Origin of the sequence: Paenibacillus sp. FSL R5-192 (assembly GCF_000517845.1) — a bacterium.
GTDB lineage: Bacteria > Bacillota > Bacilli > Paenibacillales > Paenibacillaceae > Paenibacillus > Paenibacillus amylolyticus.
On sequence record NZ_ASPR01000079.1, the window covers coordinates 302,874 to 315,152 of the forward strand.

Sequence of the window (12,279 nt, forward strand, 5' to 3'; positions counted from 1 at the left end):
TCGATTTTCCACACTAATCAAACAGGCATGTGATCTGAACGGTAATTGTATACAGTTCAATATTCATGAATTCAGCAATCATACGATATCTAATCCAGGGAGGAATCGCACTTGAAACTCGGCGTATTTTTGGTACTATTCGGAGGACGTAAATTGGAGGATGCTCTTGATTATGTAGCATCCAAGGGATTAAAAGCAGTAGAGATCGGAACAGGCGGACATCCAGGCAATGCACATTGTAAGCCAGATGAGTTATTAAGCAATCCTACAGCATTGAAAAACTTCAAAAATGCAGTGGAATCACGTGGTTTGACGATCAGTGCACTCAGCTGTCATGGTAACCCGCTACATCCGCAAAAGGATATTGCCAAAGGATTTCACGATGATTTTGTTAAAACGGTAGAACTGGCTGAGAAGCTGGAAGTACCTGTAGTGAATACATTCTCCGGTTGTCCGGGAGACCATGAGGATGCCAAATATCCGAACTGGCCTGTTGCACCATGGCCAAATGACTTCCAGGAGATCCTGAAGTGGCAGTGGGAGAACAAAGTGATCCCTTACTGGACAGAGTGGGGTAAATTTGCAGCAGATCGTAACGTAAAAGTTGGATTGGAGCTGCACGGTGGATTCTCCGTTCATACACCAGCAACCTTGCTGAGACTGCGTGAAGCAGCAGGTGAAGTGATCGGAGCCAATCTGGACCCAAGTCACATGTGGTGGCAAGGTATTGATCCGGTTCAGGCAATTCACATCTTGGGACGTGAAGGGGCTATCCATCACTTCCATGCAAAAGATACAACAATTGATCCGGTAAACGTGAACAAACACGGTGTAACGGATATGCAGGACTATACCAATATGCTGGATCGGGCTTGGCAGTTCCGCTCGGTCGGTTATGGACATGATAACAAGACTTGGGCAGATATTATGAGTGCCTTGCGTCTGGTCGGATATGATTATGTAGTAAGTATTGAGCACGAAGACGGTCTGATGTCGGTTGAAGAAGGATTCTCTAAAGCTGTGCAAAATCTCCAGCAAGTATTAATCGAAGAACCGCTGGGCGATATGTGGTGGGTTTAGAGCTACACTAGGGGGAAATTGAATATGATCAACGTCACCATTTGGAATGAATTTGTCCATGAGAAAATTCACGATGAAGTAAGGGAAGTCTACCCGGATGGTCTGCATCGAGCACTGGCTGACGGACTTGGCGGCGAAGGCTTTGCTATTCGTACAGCTACACTGGATCAGCCTGAACACGGATTAAGTGATGAAGTGCTGAATTCCACAGATGTGCTCATATGGTGGGGACATATGGCACATGATCGCGTAAGCGATGAGATCTCACAGAAGGTTGCGCAGCGAGTGCTGAACGGGATGGGAATGATTGTGCTCCATTCAGGTCATTTCTCCAAACCATTCAAAGCGCTGATGGGAACAAGCTGCGATCTGAAGTGGCGTGTAGCTGACGAGCAGGAAATTGTATGGTGTGTTAACCCATCTCATCCGATTGCGGATGGCATCGAAGGCAAGATTGTATTGGAAAAAGAAGAGATGTACGGTGAATTCTTCGATATTCCAGTACCGGATGAACTGGTGTTTGTGAGCAACTTCCAGGGTGGGGAAGTATTCCGGAGCGGATGTACGTTCCGGCGTGGTGAAGGTAAAATCTTTTATTTCCGACCAGGTCATGAGACATATCCGACCTATTACAAACCGGAAATATTAAGAGTGATCAGCAACGCTGTGAAATGGGCATATCCTGCCCGCAGCTTTAAGCCGGAATTTGGCAAGAGCGAACCTGTAAGACCATTTGGTGGCGTGCTGGTCTAATTCACTAACTCAATCGTGTAATGGAAATTATAAGTTTTATTCAAAAAGAACCCTTCTCCGAGTCATTGATGACTGTGGCAGCTGGGTTCTTTTTGGGTAAGATAGTACTATGGGGAAGTTATACGATATTTCCCATGGTGACGACGTAGCGTGTAATGTATACTGGGATGTATGATCCATTTTGGATGATATGCTTCTAAAATTTAAACTTTTTAGTTGCAGGCGTTTTCTTTGAAGCTTAAATATGTTATTATGAAATATACTAACAAAATGTAAGTTGATTTGAGTGATCTCTAAAGAGGTGATTAATGTGGAAGGTCAAGACTTGCGGATGTGTCCGCGTTTTGAGACGGCGTTTTCTTTTTTGGGCAAGCGCTGGAATGGTTTAATTATTCAAACATTGATGAGTGGTTCGAAGCGATTCAAGGATATCTCCAATCTGATTCCATCCATGAGTGATAAGATGTTATCCGAACGGATGAAAGATCTGGAGAGTGAAGGTATTCTGGTTCGTCACGTCTATCCCGAGACGCCAGTTCGTATTGAATATGAACTGACGGATAAAGGTAGAGCGCTCCAGCCTGTCATGAATCAAATTCAAGACTGGGCTGAGCAGTGGGTTGACTAACGCATAAGCAATATCACCCACTTTTGTTGCATGAATGACATAGACTCCTGATTTCTGTGGAAATCAGGGGTTTTTGTCTTAAGTACTATGTTGTTCGGCGTTTTTCTCTTGGGCTATGCACATGTTGTCATGAGTTGTAGTATAATCTATAGAAAATGGCCACAGACGGCCGGAGCGAAGGAGGCCCACTTGTCATGAGAGAAGAAAGCTTATCCCGTGAAGTACGCTACGGCAAAAAAGATATTGCAGAACTTGAGAGCGCATCCATTCAGGTCCATCTAATTTACAAAAAAGCTGCAGAGTTGTTTAAGCGCACAGCATATTCCCGTTCGGTTAAGGATGATCTTGCCGAAGTGAATACGCATTCTGTGAACAGCGATGGTCCGAAATTAGCTCCGGCGGTGCTGCAAAAATGGATTCAAACGTCCAGGGGCTGGAAGTGTATCGGATGTGAGCTGGGACAACCTGATTCAACGATGTCTCAGATGGAAGAAACTATGCATGCTAAGCAATTGGCTTTAGATGTGGGAGAAGGTCGGTTGGTTGAGGCAGAAATGCTGATTCAGGCGGTTGTCTGGTCTCAATATGAGAAGATTCGAATGTTTGCACCATGGCTTGGTGATGAACCCTTTTATAGCGTGCAGGAGCTGGATGTCATTGCCCGTTACATTGTGCCTACCTATTTCTCGGAACGCCCTTTGCATGAGCAAGGGAAGGTATTTAAGGTCCATCAACAATATGGGCAGATTCCGTTGTATCAGGAGTATGTAGACGCACCTTCATGCTGCGTACAGGTGGATGGTGGATTACTTGAAGGGCGATTGCTGACAGGGGTCTATGTGTCTGAGGAGCAGTTCTTCGGGCTTAATCCATATCTGAAAGATGGAGATGGAGGACGGACATACATGCAGGCTTGTGTCCAATGATAACGTAACCAATGATAACGTAAAAATAATTTAGATTGGAGAGCCTGTGTGCAGGCTCTCTTTCTTGTACAAGCCTTATTTGCAGGCGGTACCCTATAAAAGTAACGGCTTTGACACTTTTTTTTGCCGAAGGTTGTGCCATAATAGAGGTTATGGACAACAGGGTGAATGATTTTACGCAGGGTGGTGTTACCTACATGATGAAGAAAATCCCCGGTTACATAGGTGTATGTTTGCTCCTACTGGCGATCTTGGCTGGTTGTAGTGAGACACAGCCTTCTGAGCAGCCAATTGTCAAAGAGACAGAAACAGCGAATACAATCACAGTGGCTGTAGATGGCAGTACGTTTTTGCCTGATGCAACAAAGTCCATTAAGCGAGATTTTAGTGAGGGTTTGACACTCAAAAAAGCATTACTCAATAGCGGACTGGTTGATTTTACGGCAGATGGCAAGCGGATTCAATCCGTGGGTGAAGTTTCTCTGGATTCTTCGCTGAGCTGGGCTGTCAAATTAAATGGCAAGGATATTGAACAGGAAGATTGGGACATGGAGCTTCATGCCAAAGATGAAGTGATCATTTACGTGAAAGCCGCTGACAGTGGGGGGGATGGCGTTGCATATCAGACAACGTTACTCAAGGTTAGCGGTGGAAACATTATGCCAACCCTTAATCGTCAATATGCCGGCGTCTACGTTCAAGAGTGCACAGTTCGTGATGTGTTGAAGTCCAGCGGCATTGTAAGAATGTCGGAGAATAACAAATTTGTCGTTTCGGTCGAGAATGTCACGCCTCGTATGAATGAGCGGTGGGTCATTATGGTGAATGACAAAGAATTAATGGAAAATGGTCTGGACATGAAATTGAATCCACGTGATGCGGTTAAGCTTGAATTAACCAATGCATCCTAAGTATACCAAGAAGCCCAATCTCTTTTTAGAGAACTGGGCTTTTTTTCATTAAATATATAAACAAGATCCGATTAGCATAGTCAAATATTAAATACGACAGATCTCGTTCGGGCAAAGCTCACAGTGACAGATTCCTTGCAGCATCTTCAGATCTTTGATGACAATCATGCCATTGTCATATTCAATCCCATCTTTCTTACGCAGATCGCTTAACATGCGGTTTACACTTTCACGAGTGGCTCCAATCATATTGGACAAATCCGTATGGGTAATTTTTTTGTGAATAATGACATGCTCTCCATGAGGCTCACCATACGAATTCGACAACCGAATGAGGGTGGAGCAAAGTGCACCCGGTTTGCCATATAACATGAGATCCCGGAATTTGGTCTGTGTCAACCGGTGGTGGATGCCCATCCATTTCATAAAATCGATCGCGAAGTCACAATGCTGGCAAATTAACATTTCCAGGTCTTTATGTTCCAGTACACCGATCTCACTGTCCTCCAATACTTCCGCTGAGAAGCTGTGTTTAGAGCCAAAGAAGGGATCAGCCTGCCCAATCATATCACCGGATTGATACATATACATGATCAGTTCCTTGCCTTCATCCGTGGATTTGGTGATCTGGGCACGGCCCCGTTTCATATAATAAAGTTTGTCAGAGATGTCGCCTTCCCAGTACAGATGTGTACCTTCCGGATAGGTTCTATCTTTCATGGTAACCAGCAGATGGTTGAAATTTGCTTCCGAGAAACAGTTAGTATTACCGCGCTTTTCCAGTACAGTTGTTAGTTCTCTCATAAGTCTATCTCCCCTTTATGTCCATCGGACGACCTTCTGTAGTAAGCAGTAGCCTCCGAGGTTCGCCGCAAACCGTTGCCGTCCTGATCAGGGTCATCTCGGCCGGGAGGAAGGACGGTACAAATTGCGGTGGTTCAATTTTTAAGTTCAGTATATACCTAATCTTACCGTTTGAGGGGGAAGGAAAGGGGGCAAAAATGACGAAATTTCAAACATTGTGATAAAATTCACTTTTAATGGAGAGGATGAATTTTACAGCTCTATATTTTAGATAGGAAGTGAAAATGGTCATACGAAGGACACTACAAAACTTAAATTAAATTTGTTATACTTTGTGAAAAAAATCACATAATTAAGTTTATTGTCATGTTACGATGTGAATGTAAACGAGAGAGACAAACTAATACGAACCTTTAGGAGGATGAGGGAGATGGCTGTAAAGAACGAAGTCGCCCCAGCAAAAGAACCGACAGCAGGTCAGTATATTCAAACGTTAATCGACAAAGCGAATAAAGCACACGCCGCATTCATGAAGATGGACCAGAAGCAGATTGACCGGATTGTGCAAGCGATGGCACTTGCGGGTCTGGATAAACACATGATGCTCGCCAAGATGGCCGTAGAAGAAACAGGCCGCGGAGTGTATGAGGATAAAATCACCAAAAATATATTTGCAACAGAATATGTGTACCACAGTATCAAGTACGATAAAACCGTAGGTGTGATTGAAGATAACGAATATGAGAGCTTCCAGAAAATTGCGGAGCCGGTCGGCATCATCATGGGTATTACACCAGTTACCAACCCAACATCAACGACGATGTTTAAAGCATTGATTTCCATCAAGACGCGTAACCCGATCATCTTTGGTTTTCACCCATCTGCACAGAATTGTAGCCGGGAAGCTGCCAAAATCCTGCTGGAAGCGGCTGTGAAACATGGTGCACCAGCAGATTGCATTCAGTGGATTGATGATCCTTCCATGGATCGTACAAACGAACTGATGAATCACAATGATGTGGCTCTCATTCTGGCAACAGGCGGATCAGGCATGGTACGTGCAGCGTACAGCTGTGGTAAACCTGCACTGGGCGTAGGACCGGGTAACGTACCTTGCTTTATCGAGAAAAGCGCGGATATCAATCAGGCAGTAACGGATTTGATCCTGTCCAAGTCTTTCGATAACGGCATGATCTGTGCTTCTGAACAAGCGGTCATCATTGAAGAACCGATCTTCGATCAAGTGAAGAAAAAAATGATTGCAAATGGCTGTTACTTTGTTAACAAAGATGAAGCAGCAAAATTGACAGCAGGTGCGATTAATGCCGAGAAATGTGCGGTGAACCCGGCGATTGTTGGTCAATCTGCGGTGAGTATTGCGAAGTTGTGCGGTATTGAAGTTCCGGCAGGCACCAAAATTCTCGTGGCCGAGATTGAAGGGGTAGGTACCAAATTCCCATTGTCGGCTGAGAAATTAAGCCCGGTACTGGCTTGTTACAAAGTTAAAACGGCAGCAGAGGGCATTGAACGTGCAGCAGAAGTGGTTGCTTTTGGCGGCATGGGTCACTCCTCGGTTATCCACTCCACAAATGAAGAAGTGATCAGCAAATTCGCAGATCGTTTGCAAACTGGACGGATTATTGTGAACTCACCATCCACACATGGTGCCATCGGGGATATCTACAACACAAACATGCCGTCATTGACACTGGGATGCGGATCATACGGACGTAACTCGACTTCTTCCAATGTAACCGCTGTGAACTTAATCAATGTGAAAAGGGTGGCTCGCCGTACCGTGAATATGCAATGGTTCAAAGTGCCGAACAAAGTCTACTTCGAAAAAGGGGCAACGCAGTATCTTGCCAAAATGCCTGACATCACACGTGTGGCGATTATTACGGATGCCATGATGGTGAAGCTTGGATATGTTGAAAAGGTAGAACACTATCTGCGTCAACGCCAAATGCCGGTAGCCATCGAAGTATTCTCCGATGTTGAGCCAGATCCATCCACAACAACGGTAGACCGCGGAACCGAAATGATGCGCCGCTTCCAACCAGACTGCATTATCGCACTCGGCGGTGGATCACCGATGGATGCTGCCAAAGCCATGTGGTTGTTCTATGAATACCCGGACACGGACTTCAACGATCTGAAACAAAAATTCATGGATATCCGCAAACGGATCTACAAATATCCACGTCTCGGCGTAAAAGCGAAATTTGTAGCGATCCCAACCACATCAGGTACAGGTTCTGAAGTGACATCGTTCGCGGTTATCACAGATAAAAATCAAGGTAACACCAAATATCCATTGGCCGACTATGAGCTGACACCAGACGTAGCGATTGTCGATCCGGAGTTCGTGTACTCCCTGCCGAGAACAGCCGTTGCCGATACAGGTATGGACGTACTGACGCATGCGATTGAAGCTTATGTATCTGTTATGGCAAATGATTACACGGATGGACTTGCGATCAAAGCAATCCAACTGGTATTCCAATACCTGGAGCAATCGGCACTGCAAGGAGATAAACTGGCACGTGAGAAAATGCATAATGCTTCCACGATTGCAGGTATGGCGTTTGCCAACGCATTCCTGGGCATCAACCACAGCTTGGCGCACAAATGGGGCGGTCAGTATCACACCGCACACGGACGCACAAATGCAATCCTGATGCCACACGTCATTCGTTACAACGCAAAAAAACCGACCAAATTTGCATCGTTCCCGAAATATTCGCACTTTGTAGCGGATGAGCGGTATGCCGAAATTGCCCGTATCTTGGGATTGCCTGCTCGCACAACAGAAGAAGGCGTAACCAGTCTCATCAATGCGATTCGCAAACTGAACAAAACATTGGGCATTGAAGAATCGTTCCAGGAAATTGGATTTGATGCCAAAGACTTTGAAGCACATGTCGATTATCTGGCAGACCGTGCCTTCGAAGACCAATGTACAACCGCCAATCCGAAGTTGCCGCTGGTAACTGAACTGGCTGATGTATACCGCAACGCTTTCTACGGAAAGTTTGAATAATAAATTTAGAACAAAGCGTGCTTTACGGCAAGAAGATCAGGGTTCCCCGAGAGGGGAGCCCCGATTGCCGTCTTTCACACAATAACGAGAGGGCAGAAAAACAGAAGAGCGAGCATCTGTTTTTCAGGATTTATTCTAAGATTTGGTTTGCTCCGAGCGTAGAGGAGCAAAAGGGTTCTAGAGAGGTTACACGTAATCCGTGATGTGGCTGTTTGAGCCAGATGTTCACTCATTAACGGAGTGGGCAGAAAAACAGAAGAGCGAGCATCTGTTTTTCAGGATTTATTCTAAGATTTGGTTTGCTCCGAGCATAGAGGAGCAACGGGTTCTATAGAGGTTACACGGAATCCGTGACGTGGCTGTTTGAGCCGGATGTTCACACATTAACGGAGTGGGCAGAAAAACAGAAGAGCGAGCATCTGTTTTTCAGGATTTATTCTAAGATTTGGTTTGCTCCGAGCATAGAGGAGCAACGGGTTCTATAGAGGTTACACGGAATCCGTGATGTGGCTGTTTGAGCCAGATGTTCACACAATAACGGAGTGGGCAGAAAAAACTGAAGAAGCGGAGCGTTCGCCTTTATCCCCGGATTTTCCCCTTTGAAATATAAAATTGAAAAAATCCGGGGATAACAGCGATCGGAAGTTGTTCTGCCCGCGCAGTGGCTAAGTGTGAAATTTACAGGGGGCAATGGGACACAGCGCAGGTGAAGTGAGTTAGTTCACTGGCTTTGTGACAAAAATCACAGATGATGAAAGCCCCAAGTCGTATACTGAAAATGTAAGAAAAACATTCATCCCGCGGTTCCGGTTCCCAAGTAGAGAGAACATGTTCCGGTTTATGTGAAACAATTCACATTAATCGCGGCTCTGGGCACACAATGCTACGAATGAAGCAAGATGTTATGTGTCCAGAAATCCAAATTAGTGGAGGGATTACGATGTCGGTGATTGAAAAAGATGTCAAACAACAAACAGGCTGGAGAAACTTTACCAAAGGAACATGGACCAAATCCGTAGATGTGAATGATTTTCTGGCACACAACTTGTCTCCGTATTACGGTGACGAAGCATTTCTCGCAGGTGCAACCCAGAATACCAAAGAATTGTGGGAGATCGTATCTGATCTGACCAAAAAAGAACGGGATAACGGCGGTGTCCTTGACGTTGACGTGAACACACCAGGTACTATTGTTTCTCACCAACCCGGTTATCTGGATCAATCCAAAGAGCAGATTGTCGGCGTTCAGACCGATGCTCCGTTCAAACGTTCCATTCAACCAACAGGCGGAATTCGCATGATGATTGACGCATGTGAGGCATATGGCTTTGAAATGCCACAGGGCGTCATTGATATATTTACAAACATTCGCAAAACACATAACCAAGGTGTATTCGATGCTTATACTTCCGACATGCGTGCAGCGCGTAAAGCAGGAATTATTACAGGTCTGCCAGATGCTTACGGCCGTGGCCGGATCATCGGTGACTATCGTCGTGTAGCTTTGTACGGGGTAGACTTCCTGATTCGTAACAAAAAAGGCGAACTGAATGCACTCGAAGTTGATGTTATTGATGAAGATGTCATTCGTCTGCGGGAAGAATTGTCTGAACAGATTCGTGCATTGCAAGAATTGAAACAATTGGGCGATATGCACGGGTTCGATATTTCCTTGCCAGCGACAACAGCAAAAGAAGCATTCCAATGGTTGTACTTCGGTTATCTGGCTGCGATCAAAGAACAGAACGGTGCTGCGATGTCACTCGGACGTGTATCTTCTTTCCTGGATATCTACATTGAACGTGACCTGCAAGAAGGGATTTTGTCCGAAGAACAGGCTCAGGAATTGGTTGACCATTTCGTAATGAAACTGCGGATTGTCAAATTCCTGCGTACACCGGATTACAACGAACTGTTCAGTGGAGATCCAACATGGGTGACTGAGTCCATCGGTGGTATGTCCGTGAATGGTGAAACACGTGTAACCAAAAACAGCTTCCGTTTCCTGCATACACTGCACAACCTGGGTCCTGCACCAGAACCAAACTTGACTGTTCTCTGGTCAACGAAACTTCCAGAAGCTTTCAAAGATTATTGCAGTAAAGTATCCATCGAAACCAGCTCAATCCAGTATGAAAATGATGATCTGATGCGTCCGATCTACGGTGACGATTACGGTATTGCTTGCTGTGTGTCGGCGATGAAGATCGGGAAACAAATGCAATTCTTCGGCGCTCGTGCCAACCTGGCAAAAGCTCTCCTGTATGCGATCAACGGTGGTCGTGACGAGAAATCCGGAGCACAAGTTGGACCTGAGTATCCTGCCATTACTAGCGAAGTGCTGGATTACAATGAGGTTATGAAACGCTTCAAACCAATGATGGAGTGGCTGGCTAAGCTGTATATGAACACCCTCAACGTCATTCACTACATGCACGATAAATACAGCTATGAGCGTATCGAAATGGCATTGCATGACCGTGACATTGTACGTACGATGGCTTGTGGTATCGCTGGTCTGTCAGTTACAGCAGATTCACTGAGTGCAATCAAATATGCCAAAGTAAAACCAATTCGTAACGAACAAGGCATCGCTGTTGATTTCGAAATCGAAGGAGACTTCCCTTGTTACGGTAACAATGAAGACAGCGTAGACAGCATTGCTGTTGAACTGGTCGAGAACTTCATGGGCATGATTCGCAAGCACAAAGCTTACCGTAACGCAGTTCCAACACAATCCGTTCTGACGATCACTTCCAACGTGGTATATGGTAAGAAAACAGGGACTACACCGGATGGTCGTAAAGCAGGTGAACCATTTGCTCCAGGTGCAAACCCAATGCATGGTCGTGACAAAAAAGGTGCACTGGCATCCCTTGGCTCGGTAGCCAAATTGCCTTATGAACACAGTCTTGACGGGATTTCCAATACCTTCTCCATCGTGCCAAAAGCATTGGGTAAAGAGGAGACTACACGTAAATCCAATCTGACTGCGATGATGGATGGTTACTTCGGTCAAAACGCTCATCACCTGAACGTTAACGTATTTGATCGTCAGCAATTGATTGATGCGATGGATCACCCGGAAAACTATCCACAACTGACTATACGGGTATCCGGATATGCCGTTAACTTCATTAAATTGACTCGTGAACAACAGTTGGATGTCATCAACCGTACGTTCCATGGCTCGATGTAAGTAATTTGCTAGTAGAAGACCGCTAGAGCAAGGTATTCCAAATCATATTAAACGCACAGCGGATGCGGATACAGAAAGGAAGAGGCAGCATGGTTAACGGACATATTCATTCACTCGAAACTTTCGGGACGGTTGACGGCCCAGGCATCCGCTTTGTGCTTTTTATGCAAGGATGTCTACTCAAATGTCAATATTGCCACAACCCTGATACTTGGGCGCTGGATGGTGGAAAAGAAATGACGCTTGAGGAGGTACTGGCTGAAATTGAGCCTTACCTGTCTTACTACCGCAGCTCCGGAGGCGGGCTCACGATATCTGGCGGAGAACCAACGTTACAGGCCCACTTTGTAGCCGAGATCTTCAAGGAAGTGAAGCGGCGCTGGGGATTGCATACGACACTGGATAGCAACGGTTTTAACGAACCGGAACGGATTCACGATCTGTTGGATCACACAGACCTGGTTCTGCTGGACCTCAAACATATTGATGATGAGAAACATATCAAGTTGACAGGCAAATCCAACGAGAGAACGTTGAAAACGGCCAAGTGGTTATCGGAGCAAGGTCGGAAAATGTGGATACGCCACGTGTATGTGCCTGGCATTCATAACGAGGAAGAGGATCTGCTTAACCTCGGACGGTTTATTGGAACATTAAATGGCGTCGAAAAGTTCGAAATTCTTCCATACCATCAGATGGGGATCTACAAATGGGAGGCGCTCGGTAAAGTATATCCACTGGATGGAGTTCCTTCACCAAGTGAAGAAGAAGTGGAGCGGGCGTATCGCCTGATCGAACAAGGTCGCCAGGAAACAGCTGGCATGGCTTGTTCAGGTAAGTAATCTGACCTTTATATAATAAAAACAATCAACCAAGCAGTCCTTGCGAACATGTTTCGCAGGGGCTGTTTTTTGTCCAGTGAAGGATTTTATCCC

9 protein-coding genes are annotated in these 12,279 nt (G+C 45.5%); 8 read left to right on the forward strand and 1 reads right to left on the reverse strand.

Annotation, left to right across the window (positions count from 1 at the left end; genetic code table 11):
* Positions 1–111 precede the first annotated feature (111 nt).
* The 5 genes from C161_RS30935 (at position 112) to C161_RS30955 (ending at position 4,298) form a co-directional block, all read left to right on the forward strand.
* Positions 112–1,080 (forward strand): sugar phosphate isomerase/epimerase family protein, encoded by a 969-nt coding sequence (locus C161_RS30935; protein WP_036674961.1) that lies wholly within the window; start codon positions 112–114, stop codon positions 1,078–1,080.
* Positions 1,081–1,104: 24 nt separating this feature from the next.
* Positions 1,105–1,833 carry a ThuA domain-containing protein gene (locus tag C161_RS30940; protein WP_017687549.1) on the forward strand — a complete coding sequence of 243 codons (729 nt, stop codon included), beginning with the start codon at positions 1,105–1,107 and terminating at the stop codon, positions 1,831–1,833.
* A 331-nt stretch (positions 1,834–2,164) separates the two neighbouring features.
* The gene (locus tag C161_RS30945) at positions 2,165–2,461 is read left to right on the forward strand and encodes a winged helix-turn-helix transcriptional regulator (RefSeq protein WP_074096966.1); all 297 of its coding nucleotides are present in this window, start codon (positions 2,165–2,167) and stop codon (positions 2,459–2,461) included.
* A gap of 194 nt (positions 2,462–2,655) precedes the next feature.
* Positions 2,656–3,387: a hypothetical protein gene (locus C161_RS30950; RefSeq protein ID WP_051450045.1), complete on the forward strand. Its 732-nt coding sequence runs from the start codon at positions 2,656–2,658 to the stop codon at positions 3,385–3,387.
* A 197-nt stretch (positions 3,388–3,584) separates the two neighbouring features.
* The gene (locus C161_RS30955) at positions 3,585–4,298 is read left to right on the forward strand and encodes a hypothetical protein (RefSeq protein WP_017687552.1); all 714 of its coding nucleotides are present in this window, start codon (positions 3,585–3,587) and stop codon (positions 4,296–4,298) included.
* Between the two features lie 87 nt (positions 4,299–4,385).
* Here C161_RS30955 and C161_RS30960 read toward each other — a convergent pair whose 3' ends face one another.
* A complete protein-coding gene (locus C161_RS30960; protein ID WP_036614443.1) occupies positions 4,386–5,102 on the reverse strand; it encodes a Crp/Fnr family transcriptional regulator in 717 nt (238 codons plus the stop codon).
* A gap of 430 nt (positions 5,103–5,532) precedes the next feature.
* Between C161_RS30960 and adhE the strand changes: the two genes are divergently transcribed.
* The 3 genes from adhE (at position 5,533) to pflA (ending at position 12,186) form a co-directional block, all read left to right on the forward strand.
* The gene (adhE, locus tag C161_RS30965; RefSeq protein ID WP_036674963.1) at positions 5,533–8,145 is read left to right on the forward strand and encodes a bifunctional acetaldehyde-CoA/alcohol dehydrogenase; all 2,613 of its coding nucleotides are present in this window, start codon (positions 5,533–5,535) and stop codon (positions 8,143–8,145) included.
* Positions 8,146–9,085: 940 nt separating this feature from the next.
* Positions 9,086–11,344, forward strand: a complete 2,259-nt coding sequence (pflB, locus tag C161_RS30970) for a formate C-acetyltransferase (protein ID WP_036674964.1) — start codon at positions 9,086–9,088, stop codon at positions 11,342–11,344.
* Between the two features lie 89 nt (positions 11,345–11,433).
* Positions 11,434–12,186, forward strand: a complete 753-nt coding sequence (pflA, locus tag C161_RS30975; protein WP_036614436.1) for a pyruvate formate-lyase-activating protein — start codon at positions 11,434–11,436, stop codon at positions 12,184–12,186.
* Positions 12,187–12,279 lie beyond the last annotated feature (93 nt).